This window comes from Vibrio sp. 1F263 (assembly GCF_041439035.1).
GTDB lineage: Bacteria > Pseudomonadota > Gammaproteobacteria > Enterobacterales > Vibrionaceae > Vibrio > Vibrio tasmaniensis_A.
Window position 1 is genome coordinate 14,744 of record NZ_JBGONI010000008.1, and the last position, 24,106, is coordinate 38,849.

22 protein-coding genes are annotated in these 24,106 nt (G+C 43.2%); 16 read left to right on the top strand and 6 right to left on the bottom strand.

The window, feature by feature from the left end; translation table 11 throughout:
• Positions 1-89: 89 nt before the first annotated feature.
• From ACED25_RS07470 to ACED25_RS07485, 4 genes are all read left to right on the top strand, one after another.
• Complete coding sequence (locus ACED25_RS07470) at positions 90-1,583, top strand: N-6 DNA methylase (RefSeq protein ID WP_371695003.1); 1,494 nt, start codon at positions 90-92, stop codon at positions 1,581-1,583.
• Entirely contained in the window at positions 1,583-3,343 is a 1,761-nt protein-coding gene (locus tag ACED25_RS07475; protein ID WP_371695004.1) for a restriction endonuclease subunit S, read from the top strand. The genes ACED25_RS07470 and ACED25_RS07475 overlap by 1 nt, the downstream gene beginning before the upstream one ends.
• A gap of 249 nt (positions 3,344-3,592) precedes the next feature.
• Positions 3,593-5,596 carry an McrB family protein gene (locus tag ACED25_RS07480; protein WP_371695005.1) on the top strand — a complete coding sequence of 668 codons (2,004 nt, stop codon included), beginning with the start codon at positions 3,593-3,595 and terminating at the stop codon, positions 5,594-5,596.
• On the top strand, positions 5,596-8,175 hold the full coding sequence (locus ACED25_RS07485; protein WP_371695006.1) for a nuclease domain-containing protein: 2,580 nt from the start codon (positions 5,596-5,598) through the stop codon (positions 8,173-8,175). Before ACED25_RS07480 ends, ACED25_RS07485 begins: the two co-directional genes overlap by 1 nt.
• Positions 8,176-8,393: 218 nt before the next feature.
• On the opposite strand, the gene ACED25_RS07490 is transcribed toward ACED25_RS07485, so the two are convergent.
• Complete coding sequence (locus ACED25_RS07490) at positions 8,394-8,816, bottom strand: hypothetical protein (RefSeq protein ID WP_371695007.1); 423 nt, start codon at positions 8,814-8,816, stop codon at positions 8,394-8,396.
• Positions 8,817-9,147: 331 nt separating this feature from the next.
• Here ACED25_RS07490 and ACED25_RS07495 point away from each other — a divergent pair, with 331 nt between their 5' ends.
• From ACED25_RS07495 to ACED25_RS07515, 5 genes are all read left to right on the top strand, one after another.
• On the top strand, positions 9,148-9,981 hold the full coding sequence (locus ACED25_RS07495) for an AraC family transcriptional regulator (RefSeq protein WP_371695008.1): 834 nt from the start codon (positions 9,148-9,150) through the stop codon (positions 9,979-9,981).
• Between the two features lie 104 nt (positions 9,982-10,085).
• A complete protein-coding gene (locus tag ACED25_RS07500) occupies positions 10,086-10,814 on the top strand; it encodes an AzlC family ABC transporter permease (RefSeq protein ID WP_102257800.1) in 729 nt (242 codons plus the stop codon).
• 2 nt (positions 10,815-10,816) lie between these two features.
• On the top strand, positions 10,817-11,146 hold the full coding sequence (locus ACED25_RS07505; protein ID WP_009847233.1) for an AzlD domain-containing protein: 330 nt from the start codon (positions 10,817-10,819) through the stop codon (positions 11,144-11,146).
• Positions 11,147-11,202: 56 nt separating this feature from the next.
• The gene (locus tag ACED25_RS07510) at positions 11,203-11,508 is read left to right on the top strand and encodes an NIPSNAP family protein (protein WP_102249511.1); all 306 of its coding nucleotides are present in this window, start codon (positions 11,203-11,205) and stop codon (positions 11,506-11,508) included.
• An 81-nt stretch (positions 11,509-11,589) separates the two neighbouring features.
• Positions 11,590-12,363, top strand: coding sequence for a viroplasmin family protein (locus tag ACED25_RS07515; protein ID WP_371695009.1), 774 nt, complete (start codon positions 11,590-11,592; stop codon positions 12,361-12,363).
• Between the two features lie 176 nt (positions 12,364-12,539).
• Here ACED25_RS07515 and ACED25_RS07520 read toward each other — a convergent pair whose 3' ends face one another.
• A complete protein-coding gene (locus ACED25_RS07520; protein ID WP_065679281.1) occupies positions 12,540-13,688 on the bottom strand; it encodes a glycosyltransferase family 4 protein in 1,149 nt (382 codons plus the stop codon).
• Between the two features lie 316 nt (positions 13,689-14,004).
• Here ACED25_RS07520 and ACED25_RS07525 point away from each other — a divergent pair, with 316 nt between their 5' ends.
• The 4 genes from ACED25_RS07525 to ACED25_RS07540 all read left to right on the top strand — a co-directional run bounded on the left by ACED25_RS07525 (position 14,005) and on the right by ACED25_RS07540 (position 17,565).
• The gene (locus tag ACED25_RS07525) at positions 14,005-14,931 is read left to right on the top strand and encodes a glycosyltransferase family 2 protein (RefSeq protein ID WP_371695010.1); all 927 of its coding nucleotides are present in this window, start codon (positions 14,005-14,007) and stop codon (positions 14,929-14,931) included.
• A gap of 16 nt (positions 14,932-14,947) precedes the next feature.
• Positions 14,948-16,384: a lipopolysaccharide biosynthesis protein gene (locus ACED25_RS07530; protein WP_135384739.1), complete on the top strand. Its 1,437-nt coding sequence runs from the start codon at positions 14,948-14,950 to the stop codon at positions 16,382-16,384.
• Between the two features lie 115 nt (positions 16,385-16,499).
• Positions 16,500-16,853 (top strand): hypothetical protein, encoded by a 354-nt coding sequence (locus tag ACED25_RS07535; RefSeq protein ID WP_102257805.1) that lies wholly within the window; start codon positions 16,500-16,502, stop codon positions 16,851-16,853.
• A 97-nt stretch (positions 16,854-16,950) separates the two neighbouring features.
• Positions 16,951-17,565: a LysE family translocator gene (locus ACED25_RS07540; RefSeq protein WP_012604468.1), complete on the top strand. Its 615-nt coding sequence runs from the start codon at positions 16,951-16,953 to the stop codon at positions 17,563-17,565.
• Between the two features lie 113 nt (positions 17,566-17,678).
• On the opposite strand, the gene ACED25_RS07545 is transcribed toward ACED25_RS07540, so the two are convergent.
• The 4 genes from ACED25_RS07545 to ACED25_RS07560 form a co-directional block, all read right to left on the bottom strand.
• Positions 17,679-18,146: a DUF3429 domain-containing protein gene (locus ACED25_RS07545; protein WP_371695011.1), complete on the bottom strand. Its 468-nt coding sequence runs from the start codon at positions 18,144-18,146 to the stop codon at positions 17,679-17,681.
• On the bottom strand, positions 18,143-18,688 hold the full coding sequence (locus ACED25_RS07550; RefSeq protein WP_050622094.1) for a glutathione peroxidase: 546 nt from the start codon (positions 18,686-18,688) through the stop codon (positions 18,143-18,145). Before ACED25_RS07550 ends, ACED25_RS07545 begins: the two co-directional genes overlap by 4 nt.
• A gap of 104 nt (positions 18,689-18,792) precedes the next feature.
• Positions 18,793-20,112 (bottom strand): ABC1 kinase family protein, encoded by a 1,320-nt coding sequence (locus tag ACED25_RS07555; protein WP_371695012.1) that lies wholly within the window; start codon positions 20,110-20,112, stop codon positions 18,793-18,795.
• Between the two features lie 222 nt (positions 20,113-20,334).
• Positions 20,335-20,721: a thiol-disulfide oxidoreductase DCC family protein gene (locus tag ACED25_RS07560; RefSeq protein ID WP_371695013.1), complete on the bottom strand. Its 387-nt coding sequence runs from the start codon at positions 20,719-20,721 to the stop codon at positions 20,335-20,337.
• Between the two features lie 160 nt (positions 20,722-20,881).
• On the opposite strand from ACED25_RS07560, the gene ACED25_RS07565 reads away from it, so the two are divergent.
• The 3 genes from ACED25_RS07565 (at position 20,882) to ACED25_RS07575 (ending at position 23,998) form a co-directional block, all read left to right on the top strand.
• Positions 20,882-21,439 carry a DUF1439 domain-containing protein gene (locus tag ACED25_RS07565; RefSeq protein WP_371695014.1) on the top strand — a complete coding sequence of 186 codons (558 nt, stop codon included), beginning with the start codon at positions 20,882-20,884 and terminating at the stop codon, positions 21,437-21,439.
• A gap of 226 nt (positions 21,440-21,665) precedes the next feature.
• Complete coding sequence (locus ACED25_RS07570; RefSeq protein WP_371695015.1) at positions 21,666-23,228, top strand: glutamate synthase-related protein; 1,563 nt, start codon at positions 21,666-21,668, stop codon at positions 23,226-23,228.
• A gap of 248 nt (positions 23,229-23,476) precedes the next feature.
• Positions 23,477-23,998, top strand: coding sequence for an NADPH-dependent FMN reductase (locus tag ACED25_RS07575; RefSeq protein ID WP_135381633.1), 522 nt, complete (start codon positions 23,477-23,479; stop codon positions 23,996-23,998).
• Positions 23,999-24,106 lie beyond the last annotated feature (108 nt).

Consider the following 24,106-nt stretch of genomic DNA (forward strand, 5'->3'; position numbering starts at 1 on the left):
TCCATTAAATAGACATGATAACTCTGAATATCACGGCGGATTTACGTTATAATTCGCCACAAATTTCAGTTGTTTAAAAGTAGAAAAACATGTCTATCAGCTCAGTTATCAAATCCATTCAAGACATCATGCGTAAAGATGCGGGTGTCGACGGTGATGCACAGCGCCTTGGTCAAATGTCTTGGTTACTTTTTCTTAAAGTATTTGACGCTCAAGAAGAAGAGTTAGAGCTAGAACTAGACGACTACAAATCACCAATCCCAGAACAATATCTATGGCGTAATTGGGCTCAAGATGCCGAAGGCATTACCGGTGAAGCGCTGCTTGAGTTCGTAAACGACGACTTGTTCTACAAGCTTAAAAACTTAACAGCTCCTGTTGACCTAAACCCGCGTGGCTTTGTAGTGAAAGAAGCATTTAGCGATGCGTTTAACTACATGAAAAACGGTACGCTACTGCGCCAAGTGATCAACAAGCTGAATGAAATTGATTTTACTGACTCTTCAGAGCGCCACCTATTTGGTGATATCTACGAGCAAATCTTAAAAGACCTACAAAGTGCAGGTAACGCGGGTGAGTTCTACACGCCTCGTGCTGTTACACGCTTCATCGTTAATCGTTTAGACCCAAAACTGGGCGAAGCGATTATGGACCCAGCAACGGGTACGGGCGGCTTCCTAGCGTGTTCGTTTGACCATGTGAAAGACAACTACGTGAAGACTGCTGCGGATCACCAAACACTGCAAAAGCAGATCCACGGTGTCGAAAAGAAACAACTGCCACACCTACTGTGTATCACCAACATGATGCTGCACGGCATTGAAGTACCTGTGCAAATCAAACACGGCAATACGCTCAACAAGCCGCTTTCAAGCTGGGACAGCAACATCAATGTGATTGCGACCAACCCTCCGTTTGGTGGCACAGAAGAAGACGGCATTGAAAAGAACTTCCCAGCCGAAATGCAAACTCGTGAAACCGCTGACTTGTTCCTACAGCTGATCATAGAAGTGTTAGACGAAGGCTCAGAAACGCAAAATGGCGGCCGCGCAGGGGTAGTACTGCCAGATGGCACATTGTTTGGTGAAGGCGTGAAAACCAAAATCAAAAAGATGCTTATCGAAGAATGTAACCTGCACACCATCGTGCGTTTACCTAATGGGGTATTTAACCCATACACAGGCATCAAAACCAACATTCTGTTCTTCACCAAAGGCAAGCCAACTAAAGACGTATGGTTCTACGAGCACCCATACCCAGAAGGCGTGAAGAACTACAGCAAAACCAAACCAATGAAGTTTGAAGAGTTCCAACAAGAGATCGATTGGTGGGGTAATGAAGATGATGGTTTTGCTAGCCGCGTAGAGAATAATTACGCATGGAAAGTGCCAATCGCCGACATCATTGAGCGTAACTTCAACCTCGATATTAAAAACCCTTATCAAGGTGAAGTGGTAAGTCACGATCCAAACGAGTTATTAGAGAACTACCAACAGCAGCAACAAGAGATCTCACAACTTCGCAATCAACTTAAAGGCATTCTAGGTGAAGCCCTGAAATCGTCTGTGGGTGGTGCTGAATAATGAGTGCTGACCAATCATCTATGAATCAGTTGATAACAGACAATATCGATATTTGGACTTCAACCGTTAAAACCAAATCAGCTTCTGGTCGTGGCAGTAGCAAAAAGCGCGAGCTTTATGGTGTAAAGAAACTGCGTGAGCTGATTTTAGAGTTAGCAGTGCGCGGCAAGTTAGTGCCCCAAGACCCAACGGATGAACCTGCAGCGGTACTGCTTGAGCGAATTGCGGAAGAAAAAGCGCAGTTGGTGAAAGATAAGAAAATTAAGAAACCTAAAATGCTGCCGGATATGGAAGATCAGAAGCCTTTTCCAATCCCAAGTAACTGGTCTTGGAGTCAACTTGGCTTTCTAACTAATTATGGTGTTTGCGATAAGGCTGAGCCAACTTCAGTTTCAGATGATACTTGGGTTTTAGAATTAGAGGATGTAGAAAAAATCACCTCTACCTTACTCAAAAAAGTAAGGTTTTCAGATCGAGCATTTAAGAGTTCAAAAAACCAGTTTCAGCCTGAAGATGTTATATATGGGAAGCTGCGTCCATATCTCGATAAGGTATTAATTGCGGATGAATATGGTGTATGTACAACAGAGATGATACCAGTCCGTGCATACAGAGATTTAACGCCTGGCTACCTTCGTCTAGTAATGAAATCGCCGTACTTTATTAATTATGCGAATGATTCAACTCATGGAATGAATCTACCTCGTATGGGGACTGATAAAGCAAGAGCGGCTTTATTTCCATTAGCGCCATTATTCGAACAACACCGCATCGTCGCCAAAGTCGATGAATTAATGACACTTTGCGACCAACTAGAGCAACAAACCGAAGCCAGTATTGAAGCGCATCAGGTATTGGTGACAACGCTGTTGGACACGCTAACCAACTCTGCAAACGCTGAAGAGTTAATGCAAAACTGGCAAATGGTAGCGGAGCACTTCGATACTTTGTTCACTACAGAAGCGAGCATCGACCAACTAAAACAAACCATCCTGCAACTGGCGGTAATGGGTAAGCTTGTCCCGCAAGACCCAAATGATGAACCTGCTGCAAAGCTGCTTGAGCGCATCGCGGAAGAAAAAGCGCAATTAATCAAAGATAAAAAAATCAAAAAGCAAAAAGCACTGCCGCCGATTGCTGATGGCGAAAAGCCGTTTGAACTGCCGAATGGTTGGGAGTGGTGTCGTTTTTCAGATATGTCAAATGAGGTTGCTACTGGCCCATTTGGTTCCATGATTCATAAGCGAGATTATATTGAGGGCGGAACTCCACTAATTAATCCATCACATATGATTGATTCCAAAATTATCGAAGATAATTCAATCACTGTTAGTGATATAAAAGTTAGTGAATTGAGTTCATACAAACTTTTTGAGAACGACATCGTAATGGCTAGACGTGGTGAGATGGGACGTTGTGCTCTTGTAAGTAAGCGTGAAGAAGGGTGGCTTTGCGGTACTGGAAGTTTTGTGTTGAGGTTTAATCAAAGTCTATCAAGGGAATATATACTCCTGATGTTTAGAACTAGTTATGTGCGTGAGTATCTAGGTGGAGAATCTATAGGTACAACGATGACAAATTTAAACCATGGTATTTTGAACAAAATGCCGCTGTTATTGCCTCCGATAGAGCAGCAACATCGCATTACTACTAAAGTCAAAGAAATGGTGGCTTTATGTAATAAGCTAAAAGCTTGCTTGAAAGATTCTCAAACCACGCAACTCCACCTCACTGACGCTATTGTTGAACAGGCTATTTAATACCCATTTTATCTTTATCAATCGCAGCCGAAAAGCTGCGGTTCTTAGTTTATCAATCGTCAGTGTTTGGCTTGCATAATGAAATCTAATCAAATTATCTATGATTTCGGAGAGGTTAAGAACCTCTCCGAAGAAGAACTAGTTCATCGACTTTGTGATAGCTGGGGAATAACGAATGGCAAGCTTGAAGTTTGGGGGGTGATTCACAGCGCCCTAGAAACGCCAACGCATAAGTTACCCACTCGTTTAATGAGTGTAAAAACACTCGAGAAAAATGAAGATGTTGATTATCCACTACAAGTTAGGCTTGGGTTAGATAAAGGTATCTTTGTTTCGTTCAAACCTTCTGATGAAGTATTAGGTTTAGAAGATGGTGCTTTCATACGATGTGAGTTGTCGCTCGCTCCAATGAAAGAGCGAGTGAAACATGAAAATCCGTTTGAATGTAACGTTGTCATCCCGTCAGTGCGTCGTTTAGTCGAACTTAAAGAATACACACCTGATGTTTTGGTAAAAGGTGAAGAAAGTCTTTTATTGGATGAAGCTATATATAGTATTCACCTCGGCGAAGCGAAACAAAAAATAGAGACTGCTTTGGGGCTTTTAAATGCTGAGTATCAGCAGCAGGAAAGTGAGCTCAATAGTAAGTTAGCTGAACTTGAGAAAAGTGCTCAAGATGAGCAAGAAAAATTAGAAAGTTATAATAGTGCTTTGCTTGAAACGATTTCAAAAACGGATGCTTTGCAGCAATACAATCGTGATTGGGAAGATAAAATAGAAATGCACAGAAAGGCTGAAGAAATTATGTCTAAAAAAATTGAAAAGTTGCAAGCATACGTTGAGAGCAAAGCTCAATTTCTTAAAAATTTCGAATTCATTGATGAGGAAGACTTCGACAGTTTTGTCTTTAACGTGGCTAAAGAGCGTGATACTGCGGAGATGGCCAGTTTTAGCGAGGCTCTTGAGGGGGATTATGAGAAGGCGGTTTCTTATATCCAGTCTTACCTGAAAGAGCAGGATATTCTTTACCCAAGGCACATCATTGAAAACTACCTGACTCTCATTCGCTCAAATGATTTGATCGTGCTTGCGGGAGATTCAGGCTCAGGTAAAACTAACTTGGTGCAATCATTCGCAAAAGCGGTGGGTGGTGTCTCTAAAATTATTCCTGTTAAGCCTAACTGGACAAGTTCTGAAGACTTATTGGGTTACTATAACCCCCTCGAAAAAAAGTACTTAGCCACGCCTTTTTTAGAAGCTCTCATTGAAGCGCAACAGAACCCAGAAGTACCCTACTTTATCTGTTTGGATGAAATGAACTTGGCTCGGGTAGAATATTACTTTGCTGACTTCTTATCAAAACTGGAAGACAGAGATAACACTCCCACCATACAGCTCTATTCTGACGATGAATCTGCTCATGTGCTGTCTGAGCTAAAAGCGGTGGTTTCTATCATTTCAGACGCTAAAGCCAAGTATGATCAAGATGGTGTCGTTGACTTTGTTAAGCTAATGCAAGATGAAGCGGTTAATGATGAAATGAAAAGAGCTTTTGGGTTTAGTGAGAAAGATTCTTTGATCAAATACCATGGCGACATTCGTCGTATGTTATCAGGAATAATTAGTACACCATCAACGATCAAGATCCCTTCTAATGTTCGTATCATTGGCGCTATTAATATCGATGAAACCACGCATTATCTGTCACCTAAAATACTAGATCGAACTCACATCATGAAGTTTAAGAGTCCATTACTAACGGATTGGAATAAGATTTTTGAAGAAATTGAAGGTTATGATCTTGATGATGTATCTAAGCCTTTGTTTATGGATGTTGAGGCGTTAGGGCAAAGGGCCTCTTATCCTAAATTTGATCGCAATAATGATTTTTGCCAACTTTTTATCGAACTGAATGAGCAGTTTTTCGACCGATTAGGCGTAGAGTTTGGTATGCGAACGATTCGCCAAGGCCTCAATTATTTAGACTTGTTTTCGGATGTAAACGGCAATACTGAACAAGCTATCAATAACTTCATTATTCATAAAGTCCTTCCTAAATTTACTTTTGATGGCAATAAATTATCGGGTGATACTCAAAAAATTGATCTACTAGAAAAGGTGCTATTAGAAAAATTAGAGGAGGTGATTCCAAGTCATGAATCAGTAGCAGATGAGTTCTCATGCGTAGCTGCGCTGCGTTCTATTATCGAGAATGCGAAAGCAAATGACGGTGTTGTGAATTACTGGGCTTAATGATGCTTCCAAAGTTTGAAATCAAATATATTGATGTTCAGTGGCATGATAAAAACACGGTCTTGAAAGTCGTTGAATCCTACCTACCACTACCAGTTAGCTATGATGACATTCAGAAAAACTTTAACTGTACGACAACCATATACCCAAAAGCCGAGGGAGTAAGGTTAGGACAGTTGGCATTTCGCTATCTAGAAGGGGGTACTACAGCCCCGTATTTCGAAAAAGCGGATGGCGCTAGGGTTCAACTTAAGAAGATCAAAGATAAAGATTCAGGAAAGTCTTGGTGGATTGAGGCTGTAAGTTGGAAGTCAGACACCAAACAATGGACCAGAACCCTCCACAGGACGGCTGGATCCGTCAGAGCTGGTCTTGGCAGCCAAAGTTGTACTATTCATATAGGCTCGTCTGAATTTACTGCTGACCAATTGAATCGGTATTTATCAGATTTTAAAAGTGATTTGTGGGAACTGATTCTCGATGAGCAAAGTTACGTTACTGCGAAGGCTAAAAAAGTCGAAGAAGGCGGCGTTGATGAGGAAACTCTCAAGCTGGTATCGAATCTACTGTCGCACGCACAGAACATAACAAAGAAGCCCAAATCTGAGCTACGAGAAGTGCAGGCTTTGAAACCAAGAAATGTAGTGAAACCTGTTAATCGTACTTTCATGGAGTTGGCGACTAAAGGATACAGTAAAGAGCTAACTAGCAGGGCGACGACGCCAAGCTTTAATGTTCCCGAAAACCGATATGTTCTTTTTGTTCTTCAAAGGCTCCATAGCATATTAAAGCAACTGGTGACGATTTCTCAGAGCAAAGTTAATCGTTTTGAAGGTATGACGATGAAGCTTACTGAAAGGTTTGATGGCTTTAGTGGCGAAAAATTGATTAATGAGGATTTGGTTAGGAAACACCTTGAGCAGATCAAGAAAACCTATAATTTAGAGTATTTGAACTCACAGTTACAAGAGAAATTCCAGGCTTGTGTTAAGAGTCGGGTGTTTAATCGTCCTCAATATAAATGGCAAATCAGGGTAGGAGGCGCATCCTTCACCCCTAATCGTTACTTCTTTGATATTCGTGCAGACAGTGAATCTGAATGGTTTTCAACACAGAGAAAACAAAGGCAAGTTTTTATTCATTTCAATGACGATTCATATGCTGATTTATTTGAAAAAGGTATTGAGTATGAAATTACTGGGGACATGTTTCAGCCGTCAATTCAAGGCACTAAGTACATATATAAGCTCATTGAGTTATCTAGCGTAAAGATCTTGGGTGGTGAAGAGTTAAACAAGAGGCGCGAAAAATTTACAGAAGAACGCAAAAAAGCTCTAGAACTACATGAACAAGATTGGCTCAAGGAATTAACGCCCAAAGAGTTAGTAGAGCAGGAAAGAGAAAAGCGATCAGTTCAAGTTCTACTTGCTTATTTTCAGGAAAATAAGGCAAAAGTTGAACGCGTCTTCGAGCAGTTAGATCCGAAACTTGCAAAGTTTAAATCAGCGATAAGAATGCTCGAGAAAATGGGCGTGAGACCATCACCAACTTTCCCTAATTCAATGACTTTCGTTCAAAACCCTGATTATCAGGCGACGCACTCTGGTTATAAAAAGATACGTGAGCTAACCAATTTAACAGATGAAGATCTATTGCTATCACTTGAAAAAGTGGAAGATATTGGTCTAGTGAACATGCCACTTCTGTATGAACGATGGTGTCTGCTACAAATCATCAAAGTTCTGGTTCAAAACTACCGCTATCAGCCTGATGATGAGTGGAAGCGAAAATTATTGCATATTGTTTTGTCACATAAGCATAGTAAGCCGCTGAATTTCAATAATGAACAATTGAAGCGAAAGGTTCAGCTCAGGTATGAGCCTTTATTGAATAATGGCCGAACTCCTGATTTCGTCATGGATGTGGAGTTTGAGACTAAAGGTGGCATAACTAAAAACAAACGTTTGGTGATGGATGCCAAGTTTTATTCCGATGAAATTATCAATAGACACGGTGGAATAGCGGGGATTGTACATAACCTTTACCATAAAAAAGACTACAGCGAAGGTGGTGTTAATGCTGTCTTCATACTTCATCCAGCCAAAGGTGCGATCGACGAAATAGTGTCACCCCAAGAGTGGGGCGAAGTTAGTTACCTTGGGGAATTATCAATGTTTGATTGGGATAAGATGCCTCGTCATTTGTACCATCAATATGGAGCTGTTTGTGCTAATCCAGTATTAAGGCTTCGTTATTTGGATGAAATCCAAAGGATGATAGGTATGTTTCTTCAATATGGCATTGAAGATAATGCTTTAGCGGGGCGCCCTGATGATGTTGAATCTTTAAACTTCTGTATTTCGTGCGGCTCTCATGAATTAACGAAGAAAGATAAGACAACGAGTAATTCTCGTTCAGCGTGGTATGAATGTGATACATGCAAACACTTTACGGTATATAACCACTGCCATTCGTGTGATACCAGATTGGTAAAAAACGGGGATTATTGGTCTTATCACTCGCAAATGGCTATGGAGCCACTAAATATCAAATGCCCTTCATGCGAGAGCTTAGTTTGATTTTTACAAGCTAAAGTCTGTAAGAGGTTAGCAGGGCAGTCGCATGAAAATTCATTTTTAAATCATGACTAAAGCTAGCGCATTTGGCTGTATATACTTACTGCTAAATATAGTTATAGTTATGGTTTTGGTTGAATAACTTTAATGAGCTCACCCAGGGTGAACTGGTCACTTTATACCATTATAAAACCAGTTTAGTTGTTTATGTTAACCTCAGTTTAACTGGAGTGCCTAGTTGTGCTGAGCTCCCATTCTAGCTGGGCCTCTTTAAATACATTGGTGAGCAATGCTGATTTTATCTTTAGTTCTGTTTCTAAATCTGCCTTTCTTTGCTTTAATTCGACAATATTATAAGACGTTGGTGACAGCCCTTTCTTCTCAGTTATTCGTTCTATATCTTTGATGCAACAAATCATTTTGTCTATTAGGCCTCTATTTATTTGTAAAACAGCCACTTCTATGCGCGCTGAGCTTGTTTTTTCTTGAATAAAGACAGTACGTTTCATACTTTTATCAGGAAATTTTATATTTTCATCTAATTCTTTTAATAAGCGGTTAAATAACTTTACGTGCATAGTATTAGTAGCTAATAGGGGGGGGAGGTAGTTTACAATCCACAAAGTAATCAGTAAACCAAACATGGTGCTCTATTTGCCAAGTTGAAGTTGGCTTCTTGTCGCATTTACTTTGATTTAATGGTGAAATGTGAATATGAACATTCAATATTTCATTTTTCTCAATTCGCAGGTAACACCACGGCAGATGCATCTTCCTCCAAACCTTTTTTGTCTTCGACTTGTTCAGCAGCCCAATAATCCTCTTCGATTAAACTCACTACCAATTGTTGCAAGTGTTTTAAGGCAAAAACAACAAATGTATTAACAAAAAAATGCGCAATTTTGTACAAAAGCTGAAAGAGACTATAGAGTAGACTGATAAGTCGCTCGATAATTAACAGGCTTGGAAATTGTTATGGAGAACAAGAAGCGCTCTAAAGAAAAGGCCGAATATAAGATAACGGAAGAGCTCGGTGGCCTTGAAATTCTTGATGCTGAATACGAAAAGCAGAACTTCTCACGCCACAGCCATGAGGGCTACACGCTTGGGGTTATTGAGCAGGGGGCGCAGCGCTTTTATCGAACAGGCGGGCATCATATCGCGCCACAAAATGCGATTATTCTGGTCAATGCCGACGAAGTTCATAGCGGTCACTCTGCCACTGAAGGCGGTTGGGCGTATCGAGCCATGTATCCACTCCCAGAGCAACTTGCCAAGATCACTCAAGAGCTTAACCTACCGAACTACGGTGCGCCTTACTTCCCAAGAGCGGTGGTTGAAGACCCTGAACTCGCTAATCAATTGAGGTTGGTATTTAACACGATTGATGAATCCGACAATCGCTTGTTAAGAGAAACCTTGATGTACGGGATGTTGGTTAAACTGATTAGCCGACACGGAAAATCGCCGCTTACCCCTCTACTAGACGGGAAAACTCAGCGCCAGCTTGTGTTGGTGAAAGAGTTTTTAGATGATTTCCCACAAGCCGATGTGTCCTTAGAGGAGCTGTCTAAACTGGCGGCTTTGAGCCCGTTTCATTTGGTACGTTCTTTTCAAAAAGAGTTCGGCCTTCCACCACATGCGTATCAGATTCAGTCTAGATTGAGGTTATCGCGTAAGTTATTGAAGCAAGGGCATACGATTTCAGATACCGCGCAAGAGTGTGGCTTTCATGATCAAAGCCATTTTCATCGACATTTCAAAAAGGCCAATGGTTACACGCCGGGGCAATACATCAAAATGCTCTAAATCGGACGCATTAATTCGTTCGCGAAATCGAGCAAGTTTGTACAATCGAACCGACTCCACTCTTCTTACATTGAATAGCTAATGTGAAGAGAGAAAAGAATGATATGGATAGTGAAACAATGGATAGACGAACACAGTTATGGAAAGGTGTTTTGGCTGCGATGCCCTTGAGTATTGCGGTAATACCGTGGGGCATATTAGCTGGATCATATGCGATAGATGCTGGATTGAGTCAGCTTCAAGCGCAAGCGATGTCGGCTATTCTATTTGCCGGCTCAGCACAACTTGTCGCAGCAGGGATGTTCAAATCGGGCATTGGGTTAGGGACTATGTTGTTGACCACGTTCTTTATTACTTCAAGACACTTTTTATACAGCGTATCGATGCGTGACAAAATCAGCCACCTTCCTGCTCGTTGGCGTCTATTACTTGGCTTTTGGCTGACCGATGAACTGTTCGCGATTTGTAGTGGCCAATCTCAGCAAGAGTTTAACCGCTGGTACGCTGCAGGTGTCGGTGGTGGTTTTTACCTCGTTTGGAACATCGCGAGCTTCGTTGGCATTGTCGCGGGAAGCCAAATTCCTTCGCTTAATGAAATTGGGCTCGACTTTGCGGTCGCAGCAACCTTTATCGCCTTGGTGTTCCCATTAATCCGAACTCTACCCGTCGTTGTGTGTGTGGTGGTTTCACTGGTCACTTCGGTTGCCATGTCGGTTAACAATATTGAGGGCGGGCTAATGATTGCAGCGATCGCTGGTATGTTAGCGGGCTTTTTCAGCGAATCGTTCCAAGAGCGAAACAACGGTAACAAGACAATCGTGGAGGGGAAATAGAGATGATTTGGTTAACGATATTACTTATGACGGCGATTGTTTTCTTTAGTCGGTATTTGTTTCTTGAGCCTGCAATCCCGCTTCGACTCAATCAAACCGCAAGGCGCCTATTGCGTTATTCAAGCCCTGCGGTACTGACTGCGATTTGGGGGCCAATTGTATTTGCACCAGAACAAACATTTTGGCCAAGCCTTGAAAACCCATACTTGATAGGCGCGGTGGTCACAGGTCTGTTGATTTGGAAAACAGGCAATGTGCTGCTAACGATTGGCGTCAGTATGGGCGTGTTTTTGTTCTATAACCTCGTTGCGGTTGATTACCTTTTTTCTTGAGCTTCAACGTCAACTTCGGCTTTGTGTTTCTCCTATTATTTAAGGGCTGAATAACTATGATTACTTGTTATGTTCGATATGTAATTGATCCTAAAAAGGTAAGTGAGTTTGAGGCATACGCAAAAATGTGGATTCCTCTGGTCGCTAAATTCGGAGGTCAACACAACGGTTATTTCTTACCGTCGGAAGGGGCGAACAATATTGCATTGGCGTTGTTTACCTTTGAAAGTTTGACTGCCTACGAAGAATATCGGGTTAAGTCGCTGAGCGATGCTGAGTGCATTAAAGCGTTTGAATTTGCAGACGAAGTTGATTGCATCGTGAGTTATGAACGCAGCTTTTTTAGACCTGTTTTAGAGTGATAGACCTTGCAACGTATAGCTTGGTGGCATCTAATGTACTGATTCACTATTTGTGTGTTTAGGTTTTGGTAAGGAGTTAGTTTGGCTAAGAAGTATTATGTGGTTTGGAAAGGTCGTACACCGGGTATTTTTACTACTTGGAATGAGTGTAAGTCGCAAGTTGATGGTTTTGCTGGTGCGAGATATAAATCGTTTCCAACACTAGGCGAGGCCGAGTCTGCTTTCGGTGGTAAAACGTCGTCTGTGTCAGGTTCTTCGGCTACAAAGCCAAGCTCTGCGGGTAAGTCGACGAAAGCTAAGGTGCCGCCTCTTTCGGAGCAGCAAATCACAGATATGCATTTTGATATCAAGATCTTTACCGATGGTGCGTGTGAACCAAACCCTGGTGAAGCGGGGACGGGTTTAGCGGTATACCAAAACAACCAATTAACCGAATTGTGGTATGGCTTGTATCAACCTGTTGGAACCAATAATACCGCTGAGTTACATGGCCTTAAACAGGCGTTTTTGCTCGCAAAAGAGAAGCTAAACGCGGGTCTCTCTGTAGCGATTTATTGTGACTCTAAGTACTCAATTGATTGTATTACTAAGTGGGCAACGGGTTGGGAGAAAAAGGGCTGGACTAAGTCGGGCGGCGAGATCAAAAACCTCGATATTATTAAGCCTGCGTATGCTCTCTACCAAGAACTGGCTTCAAAAATTACCATCTACCATGTGAACGGACACGTTGGTATTGAAGGTAACGAATTGGCCGATAGAATGTCGATTGTGGCTATTTCATCGAAAGAGCAGGAGCTAGCTCAATATCGTGACATCGAAGATCTTGAGTCTATTTTGGCGCTGCGAGCAGGCTAGCTAGGCTTCTTAATGAAAAGCTAATGAAAGTTACTGAAAGCATAAGTTGCCATCATTAGGCTGTGCTAAGTTGAGCGTTACATTTCAAATCAATGTAGCGCTCTTTGTTTTTGTGGTGCTCCGTTTTCTTATGGTGCTGAGTAGTTAGTATGATGCTTAGCTGTCTGAGTTAGTCCTTATTGAGCAGGGTTCTCTATCCAACGAGATAATTGCTGAGCTTGTTTGATCGAATTAAAACTGTCTTTCACTCTCTCACGTGCCTTTAACCCCATCGATGTTTTATCGTTACTGCTTAGCTGTGCAAAACGCTCAATCGCTTCTCTTAATTCCTCAACGTTTTTTTCGCTGACTACAAACCCCGTCTCTGGTGAGACGATCTCTTTGCATCCCATGATGTTGGTGGTAATGACGGGTGTTCCCACGGCCATCGCTTCTTTTAAAACCAGTGGTCCTGTATCCACACACCCAGTTTCGGAAAAACAGAAGGGCGCGATTAGGCTGTCATAGTTCGATAGTTTCTCTTTCACCCACTCGTGAGGTTTAGCGCCAAGAAAGGTCACGTTTCGAGTGAGTCCTTGCTCTTTGACCTGCAATTTTAATTGTTGCTCTAAATCGCCCGTACCGATGATATCGAGATGAATGTCGAGAGGTTCGGCAATCGGCGCCAATGCATCAATAAGATGGTGGATGCCTTTTTGCTCCACTAATCGGCCAAGGAAAACAAAGCGAAGTTGTTTCGTTTCGGCTTTTGGGTTGAGTTGGAATTGTTTGGTATTAACTCCGCAGTGCAGGAGTTTAATGTTTCCTTTCGCCATGGTGTTGAAGTCAGCGAGCATGTCTTTACACACTGCAACCACAAAATCACTCGATGAAATCTTATGTTCAATGTCATAAGCGAACTCGTAAACATCATGACCGTGAGCAACGAACGAACAGGTGATATTCAGCAGCTTTGCCGCGACGATGGCGTGAGCTGTGGTGTGCTGACAGAAATGCGCATGAACGTGTTCGGCGTCGTTTTCCGCGAGTTGCAGCGCTAATTTAAACCCATAAGCGAACAATGACTTTTTGGGCATGCTGGTTTGCTTAGAAATAAATGAGACAGCCTTGATGAAACCTATCCAGTTAATGCTGGCGACTTTACCCATCCGAACATTTTTGCCTATTTCGACAATGTCGTAGTCGAACTGTTTTTCGCTGTTTTCAATTTTGAACGTCATTACACACACATCGTGCCCACACGCTTTCACAGAGTCGACTTCTGTTTGAATGAAGGTCTCACTGAGTACAGGGTAGGTTGGCGCCACAAATGCTACTTTCTTCATTCCTTACTCCTCAAATCCATATGACTAAAGCTATCAAGCCAAGGTAATAACCAACAAAGCAAGATACGAACCAAGATCAAATCGTAGCTTTGGAGGGCTTTTCGATTGCTTTCCGAAGGTTACCCCTTAAGACGTCGCTCGTTTTCTCAAATTGATAATCAAATTGGAGTTGCAGTTTTTTTGGACATCTGTGTTTTGTCGTCATTTTGAGAATGGACACGTAGGAGACTGATCTAAAAGTGATTTCATAGCAAGCCACTCTCGGCATAGAAGATGCAACATCAGCCATATAACGTATAATTTTGAGGGCGTCATTATGGCTAAAGTAAGTGTTGTTATTCCTACCTATAATTGTTTGGATTACCTGCCGAAGGCAATTGGCAGCGTACTGCAGCAGACACATCAAGACGTGGAGTTGATCATTATTGACGACAACAGCAACGATGGAACGTCGACGTATCTCGCGTCAATCCATGATGAACGCATCATTAAATTATCCACTTTGGGTGTTGGCGCGCCTCAAGCTAGAAACCTAGGGATTGAAAAGGCGACCGGAGAATACATCGCTTTTTTAGACGCGGACGACTTCTGGTTTCCAGAAAAAATTGAGCGCCAACTCGAATTTCATCAACGATACCCAGATCTTGCGATGAGCTTTACTAACTACGAACACCTTACTGAAGACTATCAAGTGATAGTTGATTGCTTTAGTTATTGGTCGCAGTTTCAAGACCAAGATGAAGCGTTTATCAATATAGAAAACCCATTAGAGTTCATCATTGAAAACAATGTTATTGGAACATCAACGGTGATGGTGAAAGCGGATGTGTTTTCTCAAACAGACAGTTTCAATGCTGACATTAAGTATGGGGAAGATTGGGAGCTGTGGCTTCGAATGAGTGAAAGCCATCAGATCGGTGTGTTGAACTCCGTGCAGGTTGGTTACTTGATGAGAGCGAGCTCTGTTACCCAAACTGAAAGTCTTAAATTGAGAAATTTGCAGTCTATAGAGACCATTCTCCAGCGTTACCAAAATGACAATCAACGATGGAACCTACCGACGTCCAGTTTCAAAATTGCAAAGGCAAGAATACTAGAAGGTTACGCCGACTATTACAGAGGCTTACAACAGAACCGACGGGCCATCTCTTATAGCATCCGCTCGTTAGCGTTGGCTCCTCAAAAAAGAACCTTACGACATCTTCTTGGGGACTGTAAAAGTTTCCTAATGCCTGCATTGTAAGGAATAGGTGTCTGCTATGGGGTCACTAAAACAGTCCGCCTATTACGCCATTGGTATCGTGATGATGAAAGGGATCTCGCTCGTGATGATCCCCTATATCACCCATAAGATGACGTTGGTTGAATACGGTTCTTTAGAAGCCATCGTCTTGTTGGCTGACATCGGGACAATCCTATTTAGCTTTGGGATTGTTGAGGCAATGTACCGTTATGTGGGCGTCGCTGAGGGTGAAGAAAAGAGAAAGCTGGCCTCTAACTGTTTCACGTTGAGTGTCTTGGTCTGTGTGTTAGGCGGTTCTTTAATTGCTCTTAGTATGCCGTTGTTGTTATTGATGCTGCCCGTCGAGTTTCAGCCCTATCAAATATTACTTCTTCTGATACCGACCATGTTAGATGGTGCGATTTCTATCCCGTTAACACTGATGCGAATGAATGCGTTAGCTAAGCGCTTTTGCATGCTCAATGTATTGAAGGCAACGGTGCAAGCTGCAATGACCTTTGTGTTGCTTGAAGCGGGTTATGGCATTGATGGTGTTCTGATCTCTTCCGCTGTTTCGAGTGTGTTGTTGATGCTGTGTTTACTGCGTTATCAATGGCAGGAGATGGGCTCATTTGGCAGCCTAAAATACTCCGCTAAGATCCTAAAGTTTGGATTGCCCACGTTAGTCGGTGGTGCTTCTATTTACATGATTACAGGCCTAGACCGTTGGGTGATGGCAAGCTTTGTGGGTGTTGAAGAACTTGCAATCTATGCGGTCAGTGGCAAGTTTGCGTTGCTGCTTGGCTTGTTACTGCAGCCTTATGCTCTGTGGTGGTTTCCAAATCGGGTGGCCATGCTACAACAGCCTGGCGGTAAAAAAGTCTGTGCGGATAGAGCGCTAGTCGGCGTGAATCTGGCCATAGTGTTGGGTTGTTTGATGATCCTTACGGTGCCTGGTTTTATTGCTTTGATTCTGCCCAGCAGTTATCAGTATGCAGGTACTATTGTTGTCGCACTCTTGGCGATTGGTGTGATTAAGAATGCAGGGGATTACCTCAACCTTGGTTGTTTCAGCGGTGACTCAAGCCAATCGCAAATGTGGATACAAGGCGGGTGTGCGATTGTAGCAACCATTGGCTATCTTGTTGTGACACCGATTTATGGCGTGTGGGGCGTGGTGGTGGTGCTTTGTGGTACTTATGCCGTGAGGCTGTCACTGCTTTATATTGTGAGCCAAAAGATGGAGTACTTGCCTTACGATCATCGTAAATGGATGGCTGCGGTGAGTATCGCCATACTTGCGATTACCAGTGACAGGCTTCTTGGTTGGGCGCTGGTTGATGTTCATGACTTTGTTTTAGGCAGTTTTGTGGCAATAGTGACGTTAGTCGTCTTTGTTCGATACTCTGTTATTCCTGTTCCACAAGTGTTGCTCGATAAGCTCACGTTAGGCAAACATTCCCACGTAAGTTGAACCGATTTCACCCAGAGCGCGGGTATTCTGATAAGCGTCTAGGGAAATATGAATTAATGATAATAAAACGCTGTTCATAATTATTTTAATTAGATAGTATTTATAAATCTAGTGAATGCTAACTATGGAAAGATATATGAATAAGTGGATGCTGCTCCTCTCTCTGTTTTCAGCTGCCTCATACAGTGATTCTCATTTTACAACCGAGAGTGTTGATACTCCCGACTTCAATTCATCGGGTTTCAAGCCGCCTGAGGTTTCTCGACAGGAACAAAACAATATCGTTTGTGAAAGTGTCGTTTGTAATTCAATCTCGCGATCGCAGCCCGTTCCTGAAGTGGGCGAAGTACCGGATCGAGAGCCGAATAAAACATTAGAAACGATAGCGAGTGCGATTTTCATCGCGGGCGAAATTGGTATTGCAGACAATTTGATTGAACCAGACGAAGAGCATTATATTGTCGAGTAATGATTAATTAAAATGGCGGCATGTGAAGCGGAAATACAGAGCTTTCTGCATTCGTTCATTGATTAAATATTTACGAAGTTTTTAACAAGGACGAAAAATGGAAATCTGGAAGTTAATGCTATTCATCCCCGCTTGTTTCGCGCTCAACATGACACCGGGCCCAAACAATTTGTTATCAATGAACAACGCCCGTTGTTACGGATTTCAGGCCGCCTTTGTCGCTGGTCTAGGAAGAATCCTCGCTTTTTCCGGCATGATTGCTTTGGCTGCATCTGGTTTAGCGGTTGTGCTTTATACTTCTGAAACGCTGTTTTTCCTGATCAAACTATTTGGTGCAATGTATCTGTTGTGGATCGCGTTTAACCTATGGCGATCTCAAGCCAGCCCGGTCGCGGATATCGAGCGAAATAAGAACTGGTTTGGTCTTGTTAAACAAGAGTTCGCACTCGCTGCGGGCAATCCAAAAGCGATACTCATTTTCACTGCATTCCTTCCTCAATTTGTCGATGTTTCTGCGAACGTAAATACTCAATTCTTTGTTTTGGGAAGTACGTTTCTTGTATTAGAAATGCTCGCAATTTCTATCTATGCAGCCTTTGGCTTATATCTACGACATTGGTTTTCAAAACCTCAGATGGCCAAGCGTTTCAATAAAGCATGTTCTGTGTTTCTTGCCTTGTCTGGTGCGAATTTATTGGTGAGCCGTCAGTAGAAATTGACTGGTTTGTGAGTTGTATTTGTCGATGGTTTTGGTGCCATTAAAGAAGAGAGTGCCTATCTAGAGCCCACTTCTTGATGCCGATTTAAATATGGGCGTACACACACCTAGGTCAACATCACGATACCGTGCATCGACACCACGCTAGAGGTCAGTCGGGTTCGCATATCAAAATAGCCATCGGGGCCTTCACTTTGATTCTCTTCTCTCATTGACCTTTCCGCTCGCCAAACCGCAATGAAGCCTAAGATCAGAATCATAGTGGCGAGGAACTCTTGCTGCTCACCGAGTAGCACCGCTAGCCACGCTGCCAACACAATAACATTGCTAAGAATCAGAGCCTTGTTGCTGGATTGGCTTTCGAAGTTCTCTATCCCATTGCCCCACAAGATGCCCGACAAAAAGCTCAAGATAACCACGCTGTAGGTGATGAAGAGTGTTTCTCCGCTCAAGCTAAAGACTTGGCTGTCGGTGACTGATAATAGTAGACCGAATAAAAAGGGGATTAAACCCATATAACCGAGCTTGGCCATGGTGTTGCGTGTTTGAGTTGTCTCCATGTAACCCGACCTCATAACTGTTGCTCAATAGCATTTTTGAGGGTACTACTGGTTGGCGATGTAGAACTCGGGAAGGTTGCTATCACTTTGCCTTCTTTGCTGACCAAGAACTTGTAGAAATTCCATTTTGGTTTGATACCGGCTTGTTGTTGGATTTCGGCAAAGACTGGGTTTGCGTCTGGCCCAGAGAGTGAAGCGCGCGCCATCATTGGAAAGGTGACGCCATAATCTAGGTAGCAGATTTTAGCGGATTGCTCCTCGCTTCCTCTGTCTTGGCGAAAATCATTACTTGGGAAACCAACGACCGTGAAGCCTTCATCTTTATACGTTTGGTGAAGCTGCTCAAGTTGTTCGAATTGAGGCGTGAAACCGCATTGGCTTGCCGTATTCACGATCAATAAAGTCTTGCCTTGAAACTCTTCACACAGCTCAATTTCTTCGTTTGAATTTAACAGCCTTTGTTTGCCGTTGAGTATCTCAGGGCAGCTTGCTGAAAAAGCGAATGAACTTGTTAGGCTCGCGATTAGGGCGGTGGAGCACAGCAGTGAATGTTTCATAAGTCCGACTCATTTTAGTTAGCGTAACTGTTATTACTGTTCAGCGACTTGAAATGATCACTTTAAAGACCAGAATCGCTTAAGTATCAGCTATCGCTTAAGTGTCAATTGTTGCTTAGCAAATAGGGTTCCACCAAGCGTCTGATGTTTACCTTGGCTCCAAGACGAGATGCCAGCAGGTACATGCCTCCGATCTTTCGGTGGAGGAATAGGGCATCGGCTGGTGGTGTGTGCCAATACTCTTGCTCCATGCTGAGTATGGTTCCTGCTTCACGAAGCCTTTGTGCTAAACCACTGGCTTTGAAGTTGTAATCTTCGTCGACAAGCATGGGCTCACACGCCATAGTCACTAAGTTAAGAATGGCTTGGCGCTGATCGGGCAGTATGACTTCGCTAAAGAATCCAATCTGTTCGAGTGCTTGATTGAGCCCTGATTCGTCTTTATTAACAACAGAAGTAAAGGCCAAACGATATCCATCACTGAAGCGGTCGCTGTATTCTCGGGTTGCCCCAAAATCTAACAGCCCAATCTGTCGCGTGTTTTCAACGTAAAGATAGTTGGCGAAGTTGGGATCGGTCTGCACCATCTTAAAATCGAACAATTCCCTGAACATGAGTTCGAGCAAGCTGTGCATCACAAAATCTCGAGTACTTTGATCGTAACCTTCTATTTGCTCTATCGAGACACCTTCAATGAAGTCCATCGCGAGCACTGATTCTGAAGACATTTGAGGGTGAATCTTAGGCACGACGAAGTGAGCGTGTTCTTTCAGTGCATTATGGTAACGTGTCGCGTAGTCAGCCTCGCGAGCATAATCCGCTTCATCATGGAGCTGTTTCTTAGCTTCTTCTAATAAGCCTTTATAATCGACAGACTTGGGTATCAACCCAACGATGTTCAGCAATGTGCCTACGTTATCGACATCACTGTCGATGCTTTTTCGAATGCCTGGATATTGGACTTTGATGGCAAGTTTGTCTCCCGCATCACTGTAAGCTTGGTGAACTTGTCCTATGGACGCACTGGCGATAGGTTTAAAGTTGAAGGAAAGGAATTCGGCTTTCCAGTTGATGCCTAGTGAGCTTTCTAATACTTGGTTGAGCTGCTTTGTCGGTAGTGGGTCGGCGTCTGAGCGTAGGCGAGAAAGAATGTCGGCGAGTTCAGGTTCGAGAACATCGCCAGCGTCCATTGATAACATTTGGCCAAGCTTCATCGCTGCACCGCGCAGGTGTGCCAGTTGGTCAGTCAGACGAGCAATGTTCTGCGGCGTCAGCATTAAGTCTTTTGCTTTAGGCCTATTGCCCTGTGCGAGTTGTTTGGTGCCTTCCGTTATCACATTACCTGCGACCCTTGTCGCCAGCGAGGCAAACTTACTGAACCTAGAAATTCGATGAGTGGGAAGGTTTCTCTCTTTTGCCGACATAAAGGTTCTCACTTAGTTATCAAGACTCACTACAAAGTTCTATAAATCATTACCCAACCGAATGTTTTGTTGTGGTAACGTTGCTCGCGAAACAGTAAACAGAATTTAAAGGACAAAACATGAAGTTTATTTGGTTAAAAGTCGCGGTTACCGTTTTAGTTTTTGCTGCGCTGTTTGGTGTGGTGTATTACAAAGTCGCAAGTGGTATGTCTTAGCCAAGTACTATTTTGAGCAGCTGTTACCATCGCAGCGTGACTTTCCAGTTAGCCAGAAAGAGACTTTATATCGGTTCTTGGCAAATCGTAAATAACACCAGTCGGCCATTGGCTTAAATATCGCCCAACGCAATGGAGCATATAGCCAACCTTTTCCTACTAAGCGCCACGCTTGGTAGGTCACGTCTAAACCTAGCAGCAGTTTTCCATTCTCATCCAGTGCATGCAAAATCGTGTTGGCTGCCTCTGCATCTATCTGCGGGTAATCTGTAAACGCCTCACTGTAGATATCGATGGTTTGAATCTGATTTTTGGTATCAGATTTAGCCAGTGCCGCCATCTCTTTTGCACAAAGTGGACAGGTGCCATCGTAAAATATCGTTAATGCAGTCATTGTTTCCCTAACTATTTTTGCTAATTTTAAATTGTACGCAATCACCAACTAGGTGGATCATTTTACTCAGTTATCCGACACTGTAATTGTGACGACTATTTTACAGTACCATTACAAGGTAAACCCCGCGCTAATCACTAACGATAAAGAGCTGATATTGATGATAATTAACGTAGCAAAAAAGTTCATTTTAGCAGCTTCTGCACTGATGCTAGGCGCTTGTGTGAGCTATAGCGTGACTGAGCAAGAAATGACGAACTACCTGCAAGATTCGGTGATGTTAGAGCAAGAAGTGGGTGTACAAAACGTTATGTATGCGCAAGTCGCTGTCGATGACTTAGCGGTGCAAATTGGCCGAGCTGATGCCGAGCGCGTGTCTGTTCTGGCGAATACCAATGCACAAGTTCAGGTGTTTAACGTGCCGAATATGAGGTTGGATCTTGATATCGAGTTCAGTGCGATTCCTGAATATGACAAAGAGAGCGGCGAGATTTATTTGAAATCACTGCGTTTAGAGCGCTTTGAAGAAAAAGACAAACAGCTTTCTCCTGAGGTCGCCAAACTACTTAAGCCTGCCGTTTCTATGATTGGTTTTGCGTTGTCTCAGTCGCCAGTTTATAAACTGGACAGCAACAAGGTTCAAGAGTCATTGATCAAGTCATCGGAACCTAATCTAGTGATTAAAGACAACAAGCTGGTCATCGAGTTATTCGATTAACCTTTCACGTTTAGCTTAGACTCAGATTTAAAACACAATGGCTGCCGATTTGGTGGCCATTTTTGTTTGTGTTGAATCAGTAAGATTTCTGTTTTTAGACTGTCTATTCAGCTTGTTTTCTCTGGCTTATTTATTGAATTAGCCGCGTATCTCACCTTTACTTTACTCTTGTGAGCAAGTCATCGCTTCAGTCATCAAATCATAAGAAAGAAAAGGTGAGCGAACTATGAAGAATCCAGTGATAGCGGATACCAAGCCAGTCAAAGTGGAGCTAACAGAAGGGGAGGAGTATTACTTCTGTACCTGTGGAAAATCGAAAAACCAACCGTTTTGTGATGGTTCTCATGCAGGAACGGGCTTCAAACCGAAGAGTTTCGTGGCCGAGGAAACCGGCGACGCTTACCTGTGCCGCTGTAAGTATTCGAACAATCTCCCTTTCTGTGATGGCACCCATAAACAGTTTACGGCTGAGCAAGTGGGCCAAGAAGGCCCCGATGTTCACATCCAAGCGGCAACGCCCGATCTCTCACCTGCGGCTTCTGCAACCAAAGAGGAGCCCACGGTTGAGTTCATTCATCAATTAGCACGAGATGGCTTATCCAAAGTGGGGCATCACGGGCCAATGACTTCAATGGGCGTTCCAAGATATCTATTGCCTCACTGGGATGATATTCAAGTGATGGTTGCACAAATGGCGACCAAACCGTTATTGGAACATGTGCCCGTCGGTACTGAGCTTATTATTGGGCCAAAAGCGAAAAAGCCACTCAAGTTGAACATATCCTTATTTGTTTCTGATATGAGTTTTGGGTCTTTGTCTGAAGAAGCGAAAATCTCTTTAGCGACAGGCGCGGAACTTGCGGGAACGGGGATCTGCTCGGGTGAGGGCGGAATGTTACCCGAAGAGCAAGCGGCGAACTCACGTTACTTTTACGAACTAGCCAGCGCACAATTTGGTTACGATGAATCTAAGCTCAAAAATGTCCAGGCCTTTCATTTTAAAGGTGGGCAGGGGGCTAAAACCGGAACAGGTGGTCACTTACCTGGGGCGAAGAACATTGGCAAGATAGCTGAGGTGCGCGGCATTGAAGCAGGTACTGCCGCGATTTCCCCACCCACCTTTGTTGATTTAAAAACCGTCGAGGATTTCAAAAATTTCGCCGACCGAGTTCGAGAAGTGACGGGCGGGATCCCAATTGGCTTCAAGTTGAGTGCCAATCATATTGAAGAGGATATTCAGTTCGCACTTGATGCCAGTGCCGATTACATCATCTTGGATGGTCGAGGCGGTGGTACTGGGGCGGCGCCAGAAATGTTCCGTGACCATATTAGTGTGCCAACCATTCCAGCGCTTGCTCGTGCCAGAGCCTATCTAGATAAACAAGGCGTAAGTGACAGAGTCACCTTAATCATTACTGGTGGGCTTCGTGTTCCGATGGACTTCGTAAAAGCGATGGCGCTTGGTGCAGATGGTGTCGCTATCTCGAACAGTGCCATGCAATCTATTGGGTGTGTTGCTGCCCGAATGTGTAATACCAATAATTGCCCGGCGGGCATCGCGACTCAAAAAGCCGATTTACGCCAACGCTTGAATGTCGAGAAGGCATCGAATCAATTGAAGAACTTCTTCGAAGCCTCGACTGAATTGATGCAAGTGATGGCGAGAGCGTGCGGTTATGACCATTTGAATCAGTTTAACCCTCACGATCTAGCAACATGGAATCGCGAAATGGCCGAGCTATCCGGAGTCGCTTACTCTGGTGTCAGTCCATTAAACCAATTTAAGTAAATAGTATTTCGATAAAGCACACTCACTGTATTTTGGGTGTGCTTATTTTTGTCTGTGTAATGCCAATCTATGTTTAACCTTTCGTAATTAACTGCTTTATAAGTATTTTTAAATTATTTCCTCTTTTTTGAAAATATCGCTTTACCTCAAGTTAACTTGAGGTTTTATCATCGTCCCCAATCTAAAAACACAATCTATCACCTTGTCACCTAGTGCATAAAGGTGAGAAAAATGAACAAGGATCAACAATGAAAGTATTAGCGATTGGCGCGACCAACAGTAAAGCATCGATTAACCAACAATTGGCAGCGTACACCGCAAGCTTAGTTGAGGGCGCACAAGTAGAGGTGCTCGATCTTAATGATTTCGAGATGCCTATTTATAGTGAAGATAGAGAAAAAGAGTTCGGCGTTCATCAACACGCGCAGCGCTTTTTTAGCAAGATTGGCGAAGCTGATGCTGTGGTCATCTCTTTTGCAGAGTACAACGGCTCATACACCGCAGCCTTTAAGAATGTGTTTGATTGGACATCACGAATCGACATGAAAGTGTATCAAGGCAAACCTGTTGTGATGCTCTCCACATCACCAGGCCCAGGTGGCGCAAGCTCTGTGTTGTCGTCTGCGGTACATTCTGCACCTTACTTTGATGCTGATGTGAAGGGGTCGATGTCGGTGCCAAGTTTCTACGACAACTTTAATGTAGAAACGGGTGAGATCATCAATGCCGAGATGGCCGAGAACTTGAAATCGATCATGAGTCAGATTTAGAGAGCGAGAACACGACAATAAAACAAAGCAGCAATTTGCGTGGTTTCTTTTCATTGCGCCCGTTGTCAAAGTTTAAGGACATTAACTGGTTAAGGTAACAATAGGTCG

Coding starts and splice junctions, on each gene's coding strand:
- ACED25_RS07470 (WP_371695003.1), top strand. CDS start 90: ATGTCTATCAGCTCAGTTATCAAATCCATTCAAGACATCATGCGTAAA.
- ACED25_RS07475 (WP_371695004.1), top strand. CDS start 1,583: ATGAGTGCTGACCAATCATCTATGAATCAGTTGATAACAGACAATATC.
- ACED25_RS07480 (WP_371695005.1), top strand. CDS start 3,593: ATGAGTGTAAAAACACTCGAGAAAAATGAAGATGTTGATTATCCACTA.
- ACED25_RS07485 (WP_371695006.1), top strand. CDS start 5,596: ATGATGCTTCCAAAGTTTGAAATCAAATATATTGATGTTCAGTGGCAT.
- ACED25_RS07490 (WP_371695007.1), bottom strand. CDS start 8,816: ATGTTTGGTTTACTGATTACTTTGTGGATTGTAAACTACCTCCCCCCC.
- ACED25_RS07495 (WP_371695008.1), top strand. CDS start 9,148: ATGGAGAACAAGAAGCGCTCTAAAGAAAAGGCCGAATATAAGATAACG.
- ACED25_RS07500 (WP_102257800.1), top strand. CDS start 10,086: ATGGATAGTGAAACAATGGATAGACGAACACAGTTATGGAAAGGTGTT.
- ACED25_RS07505 (WP_009847233.1), top strand. CDS start 10,817: ATGATTTGGTTAACGATATTACTTATGACGGCGATTGTTTTCTTTAGT.
- ACED25_RS07510 (WP_102249511.1), top strand. CDS start 11,203: ATGATTACTTGTTATGTTCGATATGTAATTGATCCTAAAAAGGTAAGT.
- ACED25_RS07520 (WP_065679281.1), bottom strand. CDS start 13,688: ATGAAGAAAGTAGCATTTGTGGCGCCAACCTACCCTGTACTCAGTGAG.
- ACED25_RS07525 (WP_371695010.1), top strand. CDS start 14,005: ATGGCTAAAGTAAGTGTTGTTATTCCTACCTATAATTGTTTGGATTAC.
- ACED25_RS07530 (WP_135384739.1), top strand. CDS start 14,948: ATGGGGTCACTAAAACAGTCCGCCTATTACGCCATTGGTATCGTGATG.
- ACED25_RS07535 (WP_102257805.1), top strand. CDS start 16,500: ATGCTAACTATGGAAAGATATATGAATAAGTGGATGCTGCTCCTCTCT.
- ACED25_RS07540 (WP_012604468.1), top strand. CDS start 16,951: ATGGAAATCTGGAAGTTAATGCTATTCATCCCCGCTTGTTTCGCGCTC.
- ACED25_RS07545 (WP_371695011.1), bottom strand. CDS start 18,146: ATGAGGTCGGGTTACATGGAGACAACTCAAACACGCAACACCATGGCC.
- ACED25_RS07550 (WP_050622094.1), bottom strand. CDS start 18,688: ATGAAACATTCACTGCTGTGCTCCACCGCCCTAATCGCGAGCCTAACA.
- ACED25_RS07555 (WP_371695012.1), bottom strand. CDS start 20,112: ATGTCGGCAAAAGAGAGAAACCTTCCCACTCATCGAATTTCTAGGTTC.
- ACED25_RS07560 (WP_371695013.1), bottom strand. CDS start 20,721: ATGACTGCATTAACGATATTTTACGATGGCACCTGTCCACTTTGTGCA.
- ACED25_RS07565 (WP_371695014.1), top strand. CDS start 20,882: ATGATAATTAACGTAGCAAAAAAGTTCATTTTAGCAGCTTCTGCACTG.
- ACED25_RS07570 (WP_371695015.1), top strand. CDS start 21,666: ATGAAGAATCCAGTGATAGCGGATACCAAGCCAGTCAAAGTGGAGCTA.
- ACED25_RS07575 (WP_135381633.1), top strand. CDS start 23,477: ATGAAAGTATTAGCGATTGGCGCGACCAACAGTAAAGCATCGATTAAC.